Consider the following 15720-nt stretch of genomic DNA (forward strand, 5'->3'; position numbering starts at 1 on the left):
TCGTCGTTTCGCGCTGTTTGGCAGTCATCTACAGTACCTCCGTCATGCCGGTGTCTTTCTCGTCGGCCGAAGCAGTCGACTCAGACTCCCCCGTCAGCCGAGTGCGGACACGCGGGTTGAACACGCGGTCCATCCCCTGACCGAGGAGGATGAGGCCGACCGAGAGGCCGATAATCGCGGCCATCGGGACGAGAAGCCAGTGTGCGGCACTCCAAGAGAACAGGGCACCACCATTGTACGCGAAGTTCAGGGTGACGCCCCAGTTCTGGTCGGAGTACGGCAACACGCCGAGGAAGAACAGTCCGATCGATGCGAACACGACGTACCGCGCGGCGAACACGAAGTTGACCGTCACGTACGGCATGATGTTCGGAATCACGTCCTTCAGGATGATTCGCGGCGTGCTCACGCCCATCGTCCGGGAGGCTTCGACGTAGTTGTTCTCTCGAATCGTCAGCACCTGTGAATGGATCGACCGGCCGAGGCCAGCCCAGTAGTTGATGTTGATGACGATTCCGAGCAGGATCGGGTTCTTGGGATTGAACGTAATCGCGAGAATCATCACCAGCGGGAGCCCGGGGATGGCCATGACGAAGTCCGATATCGACATCAACGCGCGTCCGACCGAACCGCCCTTGTACCCAGCGACGGTCCCGACGAGGACGGCGATACCGGTCGCCCAGAGCCCACCCGAGGTGACCATCAGCAAGATGTCTGGAGTCGAGTGGATGATGAGTGCGGCGAGGTCCGTCCCCGACGCAGTCGTCCCGAGCGGGTACTGCATGTTCTCGAACAGCGTCAGGTACCGAGGGGCCTGACTCGTCGAAGGCGCTCGCCAGAGACCGAGGACGGCCACGAGCGCCAACGACACGTAGAACCCGATGATGAGCAGTCCGAGTCGGGTTCTGCTGTCCGACCACGCGACGAGCATCGGTTTCAGGACGGTTTCCTCGTAGAACTCTCGAAGTCGCTCCGCACGAGTCACCGTCACCGACGACGAGGCCGACCCTCGCCAGTCGACCCCGGCACCGTCGGTAACCACTGCGCTGGACTCCGCCGCGCTGGACTCTTCTCTCTCAGTACGCTTCATCAGAACCTCCGGCACTGATTCGCGGGTCGATCTTGCTGTAGGTCAGGTCGGCGATATAGACGCCGACGATGAGCGCGACGGTGATGATGAGGAACGTCGCCATCATGAGCGGGTAGTCGTTCGCCTTCAGCGCGGCGAACATGTAGTAGCCGAGTCCGGTGTACGAGAATATCTGCTCCAGAATGACGGTCCCCGACAGGCGGAATCCGAGGAGCAACAGGAACCCGGTGTACATCGGAAGGATGGCGTTCCTCGCGACGTACCGAGTCGCGATTCGGCGGTCGGGGAGCCCGCGGAGTCTCGCGACCCGGACGTAGTCGTTACCGAGCACCTGGATGCTGTTCCCGCGCATGGCCAACGCCTGCCCGCCGATCCCGCCCAGCGTGTACGAGAAGATGGGCAAGAGACTGTGTTCGAGCGCGCTGAGCACGAACGGGACGCTCAGTTCTTTGTCGACGTTGGTCCCGACTGTCCCCGCCGTCGGCAACCATCCCCACTGGTACGCGAAGACGTACAGCGAGATGACGGCGACGACGTAGAAGGGGACGGACATGAGGCCGATCGAGAGGCCACTGAACGCCTTGTCGAACCGCGAACCTTCCCAGTAGGCCTGTAACGACCCGAGGAAGATACCGACGGCGAACATGAGAATCGTCGACACCAGGACGACGAACACCGTCCACGGCACCGCTTCGGCGATGACCTGCGCCACCGGTTCGCCCAGCGAGATCGACTCGCCGAAGTTCCCCTGCGCGACGGCGCCCATGTAGTCCAGGTACTGCCGCCAGAGCGGCGCGTTGGGGTCGATGTTCTGGAGGTTCGAAATCCGGGCGTCGACCTCGGATGCCGGAACGCCCTGCCGAAGCAGTTGCGCGCGCAACTGCGTGAAGGGGCCGCCCGGAAGGAGGCGAATCAGCCCGAACGTGAGCGTCGCGACCGCGAAGATGGTCGCGAACACCCTGGCCGTCCGACGGACGTAGTAGTTACTCATGGTTACGTTGCTCCACTTCGATTATCGCTCGGCCATGAGCTGTCCCTGGCGCGGGAGCCACTCGCTTGGCCACTTGATCGCTCGGTCGTCGCTCCCTTCCGCCGGGATGTCCCACTCGTCGGTGGTGAGCCACGACTGTTCGAGCTTCGCGACCAGCCCCAGTATTGGAATGTTCTGGTTGTGGTGCCACGCGACACGCTTGATGAGTTCCTCCGTCGCGGCTCGGTCCTGCGTGGTCGAAATCTCCTGTGCCACCGAGAGTGGGTCGATAGTCATCTCGCCGCCGTCCATCCCGGGGACAGTCTGTTCGCCCTCCGGGAAGTTGTGGCCGCCGTCGATGTCCGGGTTCGTGAGCTGCCAGCGGAGCGGGAAGTACGGGAACGACGACCGGGCGCCACCGGGCAGCCAGTAGAACGCGCCGATCTTGAAGTTGGACTCGATGTAGCCGCCGAAGAAATCTCCCGTCGGCTTCTGGCTGATTTCGAAGTCGAAGCCGAACGCGTTCAACTGGTCGACGACAGTGTTCGTCGCCGTGGTCCAGTCCGTCCAGCCAGCGGGGGTGTAGTACGTCCCACCGAGGGTTCGACCGCTGCTGTGCGTCCACGTGCCGTCTTCCTTCGAGTAGCCGGCCTCGCGGAGGAGCGCGGCGGCTTTGTCCGTCTGCGACGCCGCCATGCCGTACCCCTCGAAGGAGTCGTACGCGTCACCGAGCCACGATTTCTGGTCACCCGGGGCGATGCCAGTCACCTTCGGTGCGGGCGCTTTCGTTCGCGGCCCTGCGTTATCAACGACCTGCTGGCGGTTGACGACGTGAGCGACGGCCTGCCGGACGTTTCGCTTCCCGAAGTCGGGGTCGTCGTGATTGAACAGGACGCCGTACCCCCACTTCGCAGAGATAGTGACCTCTTCGACGGAGTCGGGGAAGTTGCCGACGATCTTCGGCGGCGCGAAGAGGCTCGTGACGAAGTCGAGTTCGCGGCCCATCAGGCCCTGTTGGAGTGCGGTGTTGTCCGCCCGCGAGAGAAGCGAGATGCCCGCGAAGTTGATGTTTTCAGCGCCGTAGTATTCGGGATTCCTCGTGAGTTCCCACGACTGCTTCGACTTCGACGCGACCGAGAAGGGGCCGCTCGCGACCACGTCTCCCTCGTATTTGAACTGCTGGAGCTCCTCGGCTTCTTTGTCGAGGAACTGTTCGAAGGTCGGATGGTACGCGAACAGTCGGAGTGAGCCGTTGGCGAGCGTGTGTTTGATGACCTCCGGGTTGGACGGTCGCTTCAGGTTGAGAACGACGGTCTTGTCGTCGTCGCCCCGTTCGACGCTCTCGGTGAAGTCCCAAAGCGACGTGTTCATCTTCTTCATCAGGCGGAACTGCGTCAGGACGTCACGCGCGGTCACGTCCTCGCCGGTATCCCACAACAGGTCGTCCCGGAGCGTGAGTGTCACCGTCTGGCCCTCGATGGACCACGAGTCGAGCGCGGCTAACTCGAACTCGCCGGTCGAGAAGTTGTAGGCGGCGAACCGTTCGAAGACGAAGTTCCCCGCTCGTGGGTCGTAGTTCTGTGTCGCTTCCGGGTTCAGGTGGAGGTTCGTCGGCACACCGTTGTTCGTGGCACCGACCATCTTCTTGTCGAGGACAGTCGTCCCACTCGTCTCGGAATCGTCACCGCCTGCATCGTTCCCGTTGGACCCGGTCGTGTCCCCGTTCGACCCACCGTCGTCGGTCGTTCCCCCTCCGGTAGAACCACCACTACACCCCGCAAGGGCTGCGATTCCGGTTGCACCGGTTAGTTCGACGAAACGGCGCCGGCTAATCAAGTCGCTAAAGCGGTCAGTACTGTCTGACATGGCGTACTGATAACAAACCACAGTCATTGTTAATAAACATTTGGTTAGGTGTAGCAGATGGCTGTTGTGACAGTTCTCCCAAGAGGGCCACACCGAACACGTCGGCGTCGGAGAACACGGCACAGTCACGCTCTCGTCGCGAAACACGGCCGTCTGAGGGACGCTCGTCACGCGTTGGCAAATGTATAAGTAGTAGCGGCCTTCTCTTCGCCGTATGCAGTCAGAAAGCAAGCATCCCCCTTACAGAGATGAGACTCTCCCGACCGAGAAGCGCATCGAGGACCTTCTCGACCGAATGACGGTCGAAGAGAAAGTCGGGCAACTCGTCGGCACGTGGGCGGGACAACTTGATGGGTTCAAATCGGTCGAAGACGTCGAAGACGAAATCGTCGAATCCGCAGTCGGTGCTGTTGCGTCGTTCGGGTGGGCAGGAGCGCTCGACTCTCGAATAGACGACATCGTAGAGACGGTCAACCATCTTCAAGAAGTCGCGCTGTCGAAGACTCGACTCGGTATCCCGCTGTTGTTCAACGTGGATGCCGTCCACGGTCACGCGTACGTCGCCGAAGGAACGGCGTTCCCGAACGGACTCGGGATGGCGGCAACGTGGGACGAAGACGGCGTCGAGAGGGCGGCAGCGGTCACTGCAACCGAAGTCCGGAAGTCGGGGGCACAGCAGAACTATTCGCCCACGTGCGACGTTGCTCGAGAGCCGCGGTGGGGCCGCACCTTCGAGACGTTCGGCGAGAGTCCATTTCTGTGCGGACGGATGGCGGGTGCGATGGTACGCGGGTACCAAGGCGACGGCCTCGACGACCCCAACTCCGTGGCGGCAACCGCGAAGCACTTCCCGGCCTATAGCGAGCCCGCACGGGGGGAAGACACTGCCCCCGTCGAAGTGTCCTCGTACCTCCTTCGAAACGTCTTCTTACCGTCGTTCCTCGACGCGATTGACGAGGGCGTCGCGTCCGTTATGCCCTGCTACAACGCAATCGACGGGAAGCCCGCACACGCCTCACGCGAATATCTCACGGACCTTCTGCGAGGGAAACTCGGATTCGATGGAACCGTCGTCTCTGATTGGAACGGGGTCCGGATGCTTCACGAGGACCACCACGTCGCGAGCGACCACCGCGAGTCGGTCCGGATGACTCGCAACGCTGGACTCGATGTCGCATCAGTCGATGCGGTCGCGCACGCGGACCATCTCGTGTCGCTCGTCGAAGCGGGGGCGGTTGCAGAGCACACTCTCGACGAGAGCGTCAGGCGCGTCCTCGACCTCAAATTCCGGCTCGGGCTCTTCGAAGACGCGTTCGTCGATGCGAACGAAGCGCGAGACGTCGTCGGTGCCGATGCGCATCGAGCCGACGCGTTAGCGACCGCGCGGAAGTCGATGACGCTGCTTCAGAACGACGACACGCTCCCGTTGGACCCCGGTGCCGACGTTCTCGTCGCTGGACCGAACGCAGACACCCCCGTTCACCAACTCGGTGGCTGGAGCGTCCCCGACGAAGCGGGCACCGACGTCATCACAATCAAAGACGGAATCGAATCCGTGTGCGATGGGACGGTGACCTACGAGCGGGGGGCGACGGTAACCGACCCAGACGATATCGACGCCGCAGTCGAAGCGGCGAAGGATGCGGACGTCGCGGTGGTCGCCGTCGGAGAGAACTGGTATATCCACGAGTTTGGGCCGACCGCGGAGAGCGGTACCGCCCCCGACGAGTTTCCGAACCGAACCACGCTCGAACTCCCCGATGCGCAGCGCGAGCTCGTAACCGCGTTGCACGAGACGGGGACTCCTGTCGTTGGCGTCCTCGTCACCGGTCGACCGCTGGCCGTGGAGTGGATGGCAGCGAATCTCCCCTCGCTGTTGCTGGCGTACTACCCGGGGACAATGGGTGGCCAAGCCGTCGCGGAGACGCTCTTCGGGGCGTGCGACCCCGGCGGGCGATTACCGATTTCGTTCCCTCGGTCCGCGAGTCACCTTCCCACCCGGTTCAATCACTTCCCGCACCCGACACCGATCGGCCCCGACGAACATCTCCCGTCGTACGACCCACTCTTCGAATTCGGTCACGGGCTGAGTTACACCGAGTTCGAGTTCGGCTCGATGACCGTGACGAGCGAGCGGATGTCACCCCACGGGACCACGACAGTCGAACTCCCCGTGGAGAACGTCGGGGACCGACGCGGTTCGACCGTCGTACAGGTGTACGTCACCGACCAGGCTGGAACGCGCGTAACCCCGGTCCGGGAACTCTGTGGGTTCGAGCGTGTCTCGCTCGACCCCGGAGCCACAGAGACGGTGTCGGTCCCCATCGATGCGGCATCGATCGGGCGCGTCGACGAAACCGGCAGGGTGTTGGCGATTCCGGGTGAGTACACCCTTCGTGTCGGCGAGCAAGCTGTCACGATTACCGTCGAACCGAAGTCCGACTGACCGGCCTCGTCGCGGACTGTGTAACCCGTTCCGAGCGAGGTTTTCGGCGGCGATATTTTTTCCTGGCGGTTCTTCGTGGAGAGAGCGCCGCCACTACGTGTCTCCCTCTCGACGCCGCGGCGAGAACAGACACGGAACTGTCTCCTGTTGAGCCGTCGCCCGCGTTTCGTGAGGCTCTCATGGACGACCTTTCGGGCCGTCGTTCGGTATCCTACGGGAACCCACCGTCTGGCATTCGGACACATGAAACACACATATCCGGAATATCAGGTCATTTCAGTGAGGGATTAAGAAAACAACTCAGAGTAGCGTAAGTTTACTGAAAAAGACTATACCCTCAAAACCGACTTTAGAGGGCATAAAACCCGTTTCTCTGCTTCGTAGAGACTCGAATGATAAGGGGTCAGACACAAGCAAGTTTTCTGTATAGGGCGCTGAAAAATAAGTGCGCCGACATTCCAAACGCCTGATTGACGGCTTCTAACGGCGTATCTGGGAATGGCGTTCGAATTGGTTCGCTCCTCGGTAGGGGCACGAAGCCGTGTCGCCGGCTCAGCTATCATATCCTAGAGTATATCTGGGTCGTAGCCGGGATATCTATTACAGACTTAGGCCCGTAATGACTTGGTGTGCCCGCCGTTCGCGACGTTCCCCAACGGAGACTCGGACAGCCATTCAGCAGTTGAATCGTGCCTCGAGACAGGCACCGCACATTCGACTGGCTCTGGGTGAGTCGTGCTCTCGGTGGCGGTGTCTCAGACGGCCTCCCGAGGGTAGTATATCGCCCACCAACGACACCCGAATTGCTGACAAGAAAGTAACCATCTCTGATGGAACCCGCACGGTGAATCGTTCGCGAGCGACGGCAGTCCGTTTCGAAGCGGTCGAACTCCCCCGCACAGGCGGTTTACCACGTACTGGTCGAACGCAAACGGCTCCCGGAACCAGGGCCGGACATCAACGAAGTATTCATGGTGAACGATTGTGTGGGTGCGGGTATGGACCGCGAAACGCTGACGAACGCACTCGAGTACGCGGACCTCACGTCGTACCAAGCCGACGCCTATCTCACACTCCTCGAGATGGGCGTCTCGCCTGCTATCGAGGTGGGTCGTGAGAGCGCCGTCCCCGTCTCGCAAGTGTACGACGTTCTCCGGAGCCTCGAATCGAAGGGGTACGTCGAAACGATCGAACGAGAGAAACTGTACGTGCAACCGTGTGACCCGGAGGCGGCGATGGCGGACCTAGAGTCCAGGGGTGAACTCCTCCACGATGCCGCCGAAGCGGTCCGCGAGCGGTACCGAACTCCCGAGCGGATGGACGCGAGAGTCGGCGTCACCAAGCGTGTCGAGACAGCAGTCGAGAACGCACAGGACCTCATCGACGACGCAGAAACCGTCGTGGAGGTCGCCGGGTCGTTCGAACAACTCCAGTCGCTTTCTCCGGCGCTTCGAGAGGCCCGCGACCGAGGTGTCGTCGTCCGTGCGGCCGTCTACATCGACCAGGACGATGAACCACCCGCGGCGTTCGACCCGAGTGGGGTGCTCTCGGAACTTCGTGTGTGTACCATTCCGGGACCGTACCTCGTCGTCATCGACCGAAACCGGACGTGTTTCGGACCGAACACGCGCTCCGACGAAGACTACGGCGTCCTCGTCTACGACCGCATCCTGCCGTTTGTCTTTCACTGGTTCTTCCTCACCTGTCTGTGGAACCTGTACCCGACCGTCTACCTCGACGCCGAAGACCAGTACACCTACGTCACCATCGAGGAGTTCATTCGGGATATCGTCCCGCTTTGGGAACGCGGGTTCGAACTCGGGGTCACCGTCGAAGGCGTCGACCTTGCGGATGGCGGAGAGACGGCTGTCGAAGGGAGCGTCGCCGACATCTCGTTCTACGGAGACGAGCGACCGCCGTCACGGCTGGCGCTGTCCGACCTTGGGGCGTACAAGAACCTCACACTCGACACGGGCGACGAAACGGCCGTCGTTGGCGGGTGGGGTGCTGTCTTCGAAGACATGGAAATACGGACGATCACCTTGGAGCGTATCGACATCGGAGAGACACCGTTCACCCACGAGAGACGGGACTGACGGGCCAGCGCTCGCTGGCTTCGAGCGGCCGACGACGGCTGCGGGACGGCCCCGGTGAAACGGTCGGGAGAACGGTCAGAACGCCGAACTGCTCGACCGGACACCGCATCCGAACCCGGATGAGATGTCGCAAAAGATTACGGGCATATCTGTGTCATGGCTGTCGGGGGGCGGGCGGTTCAGTCGAAGCGCCCGGCGTTCGAACTCCGCGCCGCCATGTTCATGTTCACTTCGATGATGTTGGCAGTGCTCGTGACCATCTCGGGGATGGTGTCGCGGAACTGCTCGCCCTTGATTCGGCTCGTCGGCCCGGAGACGCTCAGCGCGCCGAGGACGGTGCCGTTTCGGTCTCGAATCGGTGCCCCGACGGCGCGGAGGCCTTCGATTTCCTCCTCGTCGTTGCAGGCGTACCCCCGCTCGCGGATGGCGTCGAGCTCGTCGAACAGCGCGTCGCGGTCGGTGATCGTCGCCTCGGTCTTCGCCGGCAGGCCGTGTTGGTCGACGATTTCCGCCACCCGACTGCGCGGGAGGAACGCGAGGATGGCCTTCCCGGTCGACGACGCGTGGAGGTTGTCCGGGCGCTGAATCTTCGAGCGCTGGTACTGGCTGCCGACCGCGCGCTCGCCGCGAACCTTGAGCAGGCTGATTCGCAGGCCGTGCTGTTCGGTCGAGAGGTGGGCGTACTCGCCGGTCTTCTCCGCGAGCGCCTCGACTTCCTCCTTTCCGACTTGGTAGAGTATCTGCTGGTTGCGCACGTACTCGCCCAGAAGCAGGAACTGGAGGCTGAGATGGTAGCTGTCGCCGTCCTTGGCGACGAGGTTGTTCTTCCGCAGGGTCGCGAGGTGGTTGTACACCGTGGACTTCGAGAGGTCGAGGTAATCGACCAACTCGGCGACGCGCGCCCCGTTCAACTCCTCGAGCGCCCTGACGACGCTGACCGCCGTGTCCACCGTGCTGAGGGTCCGCGACGGCGCATCGGTGTTGGGGTTCTCGGGCATGCTACGAGAACGTCTATCGGGTGTCATAGCTGTTCCGAATATCTTGCAATCGAAACGTGTTGGGCAAAATCGGTGTCGAGACAGGGGCTCGAAGGCGGTTTCGATCGATAATTGTCAACCCCGACTCGAAGCCGGAGTCGTCCACCCCCTCGCCCAGCGCGAGCGCGGATGTGCGCATCCCCCGAGACACACCGGAGGCGACGGCCACTGCCCGCGATCCCTGCCTGTCAGATGCGTAGAATCGTCGTACTCCCGGTGTTTCCGCTTGTTGACTTCGGTACCGAGAGATACGTCGCCTGTGACTCCGATAGTCGTTGTATTTGACGGCAAAGCAGCGGTACAGAGTTGTCCACGAGTGATTTCGGCTATCGTGGTCCGTGGATCGCTGGACGAGAACCCGAGCGACCCGAGACCACTCCAAGCGGGAATCCGACATCTCCGGCGGAGCGCGTCCGACGCTCCCGGAACGCGACCGAGACGACGCCGTTGGGTGAGCATGCCGGGTGCGTGTCACATAGCGAGATTGGCGGTGCGGTCGGGACGAAACGGCGGCAAAGACGCGAGTAGAGCGCTACACTATCGGAACGCGAAGACGGAGTGGCAGAGAGGGGTGGGTCGTCGGCGACGGCTCAGGCAACGGCTCACGCGGCGGCGAGGCGAGCGAGCGTCCCCGCGAGAACCGACGCTGCGGTCGCACAGTCGGCCCAGTCGGTCCATTCGCGCGGGTTGTGCGAGAGGCCGTCCGCCGACGGTGCGAACAGGAGCACGGCATCGGTGACGGTGGCAACATTTGCAGTATCGTGCATCGCCGCGGAGTGCATCCGTTGGGCGTCGATATCCTCGGCCGCGGCGGCGGCGAATGCGGCGTCGACGCAGTCGTCGGCCATCCGACTCGGGCGCTGGTCGCGGTAGCGGTCGAAGCTCGTCTCGACCGGGTGGGTGGTTTCGAGGCGCGCGAGCGCGGCGTCCGCTCGCTCCGCGATGGCGTTCATCGCCCGGTAGTTCACGTCGCGGATGTCCATCTGCAGCGTGACCTCACCGGGGACGATGTTGCGCGCGTTCGGGGTCACGTCGAACTGGCCGACGGTTCCCACGGCGGTGGCGCTCTGGTTCTGCGCCACGTCGTCGGCCGCGGCCCGGAAGTCGACGACGAACTCGCTGGCGGCGACCAGCGCGTCGCGGCGCTCGTCCATCGGCGTCGCGCCGGCGTGGTCTGCCTCGCCGACGATGTCGGCCGCGCAGGTCGTGATACCGGTGATGGCGTCGACGACGCCGACCGACGCCCCCGCGGACTCCAGGAGCGTCCCCTGTTCGATGTGGAGTTCGGCCCACGCGTCCCACTCCGCGGCCGCGATGGTGTCGGTTCCGCGGAAGCCGATGGCGTCGAGGTGCGCTGCGAGCGTCGTGCCGTCGGCGTCGCGGAACGCGAGCGCGTCGTCGGCGTCTCGCGCCCCCGTTGCCACCGACGACCCGAGCAGGCCGTGCGAGAAGCGCGCGCCCTCCTCTTCGGTGAACGAGACGACGTCGATTGGGCGGTCGAGGCTCACGTCGGCGTCTCGTTCTTGGAGCGTTCGGACCGCTTCGAGCGCCGCGTAGACGCCGAGCGGGCCGTCGAAGATGCCACCCTCGGGGACCGAATCGAGGTGACTCCCGGCGGCGACGGGGGCCGCGTCGGGGTCGGCTCCCTCGGGGACCCACCGCCCGGCGACGTTGCCCACGGCGTCGATGCGGACCGAGAGGCCGGCGTCGCGCAGTCGCTCGACGAAATATTCGCGAGCGCGTCGGTCGGCGTCGCTTCCGGTCAGGACGGTTCGGCCGCGTCCCGCCGGCGCGTCGATGTCGCCGAAGCGGGCGTTCGCTTCGATGTCCTCGCGGAGTCGCTGCTGGGAGGCCTGCATGTGCGACTCAACTCGCAAACGATAGCTAATAATTGTGTGCGTTCGTGGCAGATTCTACGGGTCGGCGGCGGCGACGACGGCCGGGACGCGCGGCTGGTCGGGGTCGGACAGCCGGGTCGAGTCGCCGCGTTAGAGCGTTCGAATCGTCTGACACACCACGTCGACGCCGACGTCGAGGGCGTCTTCGTCGATGTCGAACCGCGAGGTGTGGTGGCCGAACTCGTTGCTCGCGCCGATACCGACGTAGGTCGCCTTCCCGCCGTGGTCCTGCACGCGCCGGATGAGGTAGGAGGCGTCCTCGCTGCCGCCGATGTCGAGTCGCGGGACCGTCTCGGTCACGTCGTCGAGGTCGGCCGCCGACGCGAGGACGGCCTCGACCATCTCGTCGTCGGCCGTGAACGTCGACGTCTTCCCGTACAGTCCGGTCTCGACCGACACGTCGTGCATGCCCGCGGCGTGGTCGAGCACGCGGCGGGCCTTTTCCAGCATGTAGTCGTTGAGTTCGGCGGTCCTGCCGCGGACCTCGACGCGGAGACGCGCCTCTTCTGCGATGATGTTCTGCGGGTTGGGGGACTCGAACTTCCCGACGTTGATGCGGGTCGCACCGTCGGCGTGGCGCGGAATCCCGTAGAGATTCTGGACCGCTGCGGTCGCCGCGTGGAGCGCGTTGCGCCCCTCGTTGGGCGCGTTGCCCGCGTGGCTCGGCGCGCCCTCGAAGGTCGCGTCGAGTTTCGCGTTCGAAAGTGGGTTCTCGTAGGCGGCGATGACGGTCCCCGTGGGGTTGCCGAGACCGAGGTGGAGCGCGAGGAAGTAATCGATGTCCGCGAGCAGGTCGGTCTCGCTCATCGGCTTGCCGCCGCGGCCGCCCTCCTCCGCCGGCTGGAAGAACAGCCGAAGCGTACCGTCGAACCCGCCGTCGTCGTCGATGTCGCGGGCGATGCCGAGGCCGATGGCGGTGTGACCGTCGTGGCCGCACGCGTGCATCTCGTTGGGGTGCGTGCTCGCGAAGCCCAGTTTCGCGGGGCGGTGCGCCTCGTCGCTCGACTCGGTGCGTTCGAGGGCGTCCATGTCGACGCGGACGCCGACGGTCGGCCCGTCGCCGAAGGTCTTCTCGGCGACGAGCCCCGTGATACCGCCCATCCGGTCCAGGTAGGCCTCGGGTGCGCCTTCCTCGCGTGCGCGTTCGATTGCGGCCGCGACCGCGTCGTCGTCGGGGACGCCGAGTCGCTCGTCTTCGGCGACTGCGTCCGGGCCGAGGTGGAGTGTGAACTCGCGGTCGTCGAGCGCGGCGGCGATGAGGGCTGTCGTGCGGAACTCCTTCCACCCGGACTCGGGGTGGGCGTGAAGGTCCTGTCGTAACTCTCGCAGGGAGAGCGTGCTGGCGTACGCCATGAAGCCGACATTGCAACCACCCCGTTAAACTGTTTGGGAAGCGGTAGCACAACGAACGCGCCCGGAACCCCATTGCGAGATAGTACCAAGTTTGTGAGGGGTTGCCAAAGATATAAATAACGGTGTTTCATGAGCTAAGGTATCACGCGTACCGCTACAAGGGTGTGTACGTAGCTCCGAGAAACAATGTCAGACGACAACATTACCGAGATAAACATGGACAGACGGCAATTTATTGCGGCCGCGAGCGCGGTCGGCGCGACCGCGTTTGCGGGCTGTACCGGCGGCGATTCCGGCGGTTCCGACGGAACCGAGACGAGCGGCGGGAGCACCGACAGCGGTTCGTCGGGCAACTCGGGAGAGACCGTCCGCGTCAACGTCGCGCTCGCCGCGGAGCCGTGGAACTTCGACCCCGCGCTCTGGACGGACACCGCGACCAGCACCATCGGCGGCCTCATCTACGACGAGGTCATCGAACTGACGCCCGACTCCGAACTCCAGCCCGGCCTCGTGACCGAGGTTCCCGACCCGGTCGACGGTGGGACGGCCTTCGAGTACACGCTGCGCGAGGGTATCACCTTCCACAACGGCGACGAGGTCACCGTCGAGGACTTCAAGTACTCCGTCGACTGGATTCTCAACCCCGACAACAAGTCGCCGGTCAAGAGCCGCCTGCCGTTCGTCGAGGACACCGAAATCGTCGGTGACCGGACGCTCCGGCTCAACCTCTCCCAGCCGTTCGGGACGCTCAACTGGTGGCTCACGCGCGGGCTGGAAGGCATCGTCCCCGAGGGCTCCCGCGGCGACACCGCGGACGGGAAGGGGCCGAGCGGCCTCGCGACCGACCTCACGAAGGACCCCGCCGGCGCGGGCACCGGCGCGTTCAAATTCGTCGAGTGGAAAAGCGGGAGTCACGTCCTCCTCGAAAAGAACGAAGACTACTGGAAGGAGGGTGCGCCCGCCGTCGACGAGTTCAAGTTCGACTTCATCGGCGAGGACTCCACGCGCCTCGCGAACCTCCGGTCCGGCCAACTCGACCTGACGGACAAGGTTCCCCCGAAGGACTTCGAGAGCCTCAGCGGCCAACCCGACATCACGACCGAGTCCGTCCCCGGCAACTTCACCCAGGTGCTGTACGTGAACCTCATGGAGTCGGAGGGCAACCCGATGAGCAACCGGCACAACCGCCGCGCGGTGCTGTTCGGCATCGACCGCGAGGAGATCCTCGACGAGATTTTCTACGGACAGGGCGCGGTCCAGAAGGGACCGTGGTACCCCGACAGCGACTGGACTTCGCCGAAGCTCAAGGAGATGCAGATGTACGACCCCGAGAAGGCCAAGAAGGAACTCGAACTCGCGGGCAACCCCGACGGCTTCGAGATGGACATCATCGCCACCAAGGGCTCGTGGTTCAAAGACGAGGCCGTCGTCATCCAGAACCAACTGTCGAAAATCGGCATCGAAGCCAGCGTCACCGCCGTCGACAAGTCCACGCTCCTCAATCAGGTGTACAGCACGGACACGTGGCACGCCGCGATGGAAGACTGGGCGCAGTCGATTCCGGTCGCCACGTCGTGGCTCGACGCCGGCTACGCCGACAACAACCACAACCACAACAACTGGCACCACCCCTCGGACGACCTCGAAGACATCTACGCGCCGAGCGGCCCCGCCGCGCCCGAGGACGCCGAGGGCGACTTCTCGAACGGTCACGAGTGGTACGTCTCGAAGCTCCGCGAGGCACAGGCCTCGACAGACGAACAAGAACAGAAGGAAATCGTCTGGGAACTGGAGGAGTACCTCGTCGAACACGGCATCCAGATAGACATCGCCTACGTGAACAAGCTCGAAGCGTGGCGCAACGCCGTCAACGACTACGACGTGGGCACGTTCCAGGACAACTACCGCTTCGTCTCGAAGGGTGAGTGAGGAGCCGATGCACACGCGTTCGCGCCAGACTCGTCGACTGCAGACGGCGACCCGGGAGGTGACTCGGCCGTGAGCATGTTCCGGTTCGTCCTCAAGCGCCTGCTGTTGAGCGTTCCCGTCCTCCTCGGGGTGAGCGTCGTCGTCTTCGCGCTCGTCCACCTCGCGCCGGGCGGTCCGGTGCGGGTGATGCTCGGCCCGCTCAGCAGCGAGGAGCTCGTCAGGCAGATTCGACTGGAGATGGGGCTCAACCGCCCGCTGTACGTCCAGTACGGCATGTGGGTGTTCGACGCGATACAGGGCGACTTCGGCGTGTCGTGGACGGTCAAGCAGGGGACGCCCGTCACCGACATCATCGTCGAGCGCATCCCGCTGACGGTCGAGCTGTCGATTCTCAGCATGATTACGGCGGTCCTCATCGCCATCCCGGCGGGCATCATCAGCGCCGTCCGGAAGGACAAGCCCGCGGACCACGCCGCGCGCATCGCCGCACTGTCGGGCATCTCGATTCCCGACTTCTGGCTGGGTATCATCCTCATCATGATATTCGCGGTGCAGTTTTCGTTCCCGTGGGCGACCGGCGGCTGGACGCCGCCGTGGGTCGACCCGGTGGCGAACCTCCAGCAGTTGTTCCTTCCGGTCATCACGCTCGGGACGGCCTACTCCGCGCTCATCGCCCGGATGATGCGCTCTGAGATGCTGGACACGCTCAGTCAGGACTACGTCAAGACCGCCCGCGCGATGGGTATCGGCGCGCGCGAAATCGTCCTCAAGGACGCCTCGAAGAACGCGCTCATCCCCGTCGTGACCGTCATCGGCGTCGGACTCGGCCAACTCATGAACGGCGCGATTCTGACCGAGACGGTGTTCAACCTCCCCGGTATCGGCAAGCTCCTGATACTGGCCATCGACCGCCGCGACTACCGCATCATCCAGGCGCTCATCCTGTTCATCGCGAGCGTGTTCGTCTTCGCGAACCTCGCGGTGGACGTGCTGTACGCCTACCTCGACCCCCGCATCAGACACGATGGAAACTAA

At 63.8% G+C, this 15720-nt stretch carries 10 protein-coding genes; 4 read left to right on the forward strand and 6 right to left on the reverse strand.

Annotated features, from left to right (window positions below; genetic code table 11):
• Positions 1 to 28: 28 nt before the first annotated feature.
• From ABY42_RS10130 to ABY42_RS10140, 3 genes are read right to left on the reverse strand one after another with little or no spacing between them, the layout of a single operon-like run.
• Positions 29 to 1090, reverse strand: a complete 1062-nt coding sequence (locus ABY42_RS10130) for an ABC transporter permease (RefSeq protein ID WP_394324755.1) — start codon at positions 1088 to 1090, stop codon at positions 29 to 31.
• Positions 1077 to 2081 (reverse strand): ABC transporter permease, encoded by a 1005-nt coding sequence (locus ABY42_RS10135; protein ID WP_004976045.1) that lies wholly within the window; start codon positions 2079 to 2081, stop codon positions 1077 to 1079. The genes ABY42_RS10130 and ABY42_RS10135 overlap by 14 nt, the downstream gene beginning before the upstream one ends.
• 21 nt (positions 2082 to 2102) lie before the next feature.
• Positions 2103 to 3701 carry an ABC transporter substrate-binding protein gene (locus ABY42_RS10140; RefSeq protein ID WP_050459374.1) on the reverse strand — a complete coding sequence of 533 codons (1599 nt, stop codon included), beginning with the start codon at positions 3699 to 3701 and terminating at the stop codon, positions 2103 to 2105.
• A gap of 520 nt (positions 3702 to 4221) precedes the next feature.
• On the opposite strand from ABY42_RS10140, the gene ABY42_RS10145 reads away from it, so the two are divergent.
• A complete protein-coding gene (locus ABY42_RS10145; protein ID WP_050459922.1) occupies positions 4222 to 6372 on the forward strand; it encodes a glycoside hydrolase family 3 N-terminal domain-containing protein in 2151 nt (716 codons plus the stop codon).
• A gap of 998 nt (positions 6373 to 7370) precedes the next feature.
• The gene (locus ABY42_RS10150) at positions 7371 to 8468 is read left to right on the forward strand and encodes a TrmB family transcriptional regulator (protein ID WP_004976039.1); all 1098 of its coding nucleotides are present in this window, start codon (positions 7371 to 7373) and stop codon (positions 8466 to 8468) included.
• Between the two features lie 179 nt (positions 8469 to 8647).
• On the opposite strand, the gene ABY42_RS10155 is transcribed toward ABY42_RS10150, so the two are convergent.
• The 3 genes from ABY42_RS10155 to ABY42_RS10165 form a co-directional block, all read right to left on the reverse strand.
• Positions 8648 to 9466, reverse strand: a complete 819-nt coding sequence (locus tag ABY42_RS10155; RefSeq protein ID WP_004976035.1) for an IclR family transcriptional regulator — start codon at positions 9464 to 9466, stop codon at positions 8648 to 8650.
• 641 nt (positions 9467 to 10107) lie between these two features.
• Positions 10108 to 11364, reverse strand: a complete 1257-nt coding sequence (locus ABY42_RS10160) for a hydantoinase/carbamoylase family amidase (protein WP_050459375.1) — start codon at positions 11362 to 11364, stop codon at positions 10108 to 10110.
• 129 nt (positions 11365 to 11493) lie between these two features.
• Positions 11494 to 12756, reverse strand: coding sequence for an amidohydrolase (locus tag ABY42_RS10165; RefSeq protein ID WP_050459376.1), 1263 nt, complete (start codon positions 12754 to 12756; stop codon positions 11494 to 11496).
• Positions 12757 to 12942: 186 nt separating this feature from the next.
• On the opposite strand from ABY42_RS10165, the gene ABY42_RS10170 reads away from it, so the two are divergent.
• Both ABY42_RS10170 and ABY42_RS10175 read left to right on the forward strand, forming a co-directional pair.
• Positions 12943 to 14685: an ABC transporter substrate-binding protein gene (locus tag ABY42_RS10170; protein ID WP_004976029.1), complete on the forward strand. Its 1743-nt coding sequence runs from the start codon at positions 12943 to 12945 to the stop codon at positions 14683 to 14685.
• Between the two features lie 75 nt (positions 14686 to 14760).
• Positions 14761 to 15720 (forward strand): ABC transporter permease, encoded by a 960-nt coding sequence (locus ABY42_RS10175; protein ID WP_008096151.1) that lies wholly within the window; start codon positions 14761 to 14763, stop codon positions 15718 to 15720.

Origin of the sequence: Haloferax gibbonsii, from assembly GCF_001190965.1 — an archaeon.
Taxonomy (GTDB): Archaea; Halobacteriota; Halobacteria; order Halobacteriales; family Haloferacaceae; genus Haloferax; species Haloferax gibbonsii.

Bases quoted from the DNA above. Each gene is read 5' to 3' on its own strand.
- ABY42_RS10155 (WP_004976035.1), bottom strand. From the start codon at position 9,466: ATGCCCGAGAACCCCAACACCGATGCGCCGTCGCGGACCCTCAGCACG.
- ABY42_RS10150 (WP_004976039.1), top strand. From the start codon at position 7,371: ATGGACCGCGAAACGCTGACGAACGCACTCGAGTACGCGGACCTCACG.
- ABY42_RS10145 (WP_050459922.1), top strand. From the start codon at position 4,222: ATGACGGTCGAAGAGAAAGTCGGGCAACTCGTCGGCACGTGGGCGGGA.
- ABY42_RS10170 (WP_004976029.1), top strand. From the start codon at position 12,943: ATGTCAGACGACAACATTACCGAGATAAACATGGACAGACGGCAATTT.
- ABY42_RS10135 (WP_004976045.1), bottom strand. From the start codon at position 2,081: ATGAGTAACTACTACGTCCGTCGGACGGCCAGGGTGTTCGCGACCATC.
- ABY42_RS10165 (WP_050459376.1), bottom strand. From the start codon at position 12,756: ATGGCGTACGCCAGCACGCTCTCCCTGCGAGAGTTACGACAGGACCTT.
- ABY42_RS10175 (WP_008096151.1), top strand. From the start codon at position 14,761: ATGTTCCGGTTCGTCCTCAAGCGCCTGCTGTTGAGCGTTCCCGTCCTC.
- ABY42_RS10140 (WP_050459374.1), bottom strand. From the start codon at position 3,701: ATGGTCGGTGCCACGAACAACGGTGTGCCGACGAACCTCCACCTGAAC.
- ABY42_RS10130 (WP_394324755.1), bottom strand. From the start codon at position 1,090: ATGAAGCGTACTGAGAGAGAAGAGTCCAGCGCGGCGGAGTCCAGCGCA.
- ABY42_RS10160 (WP_050459375.1), bottom strand. From the start codon at position 11,364: ATGCAGGCCTCCCAGCAGCGACTCCGCGAGGACATCGAAGCGAACGCC.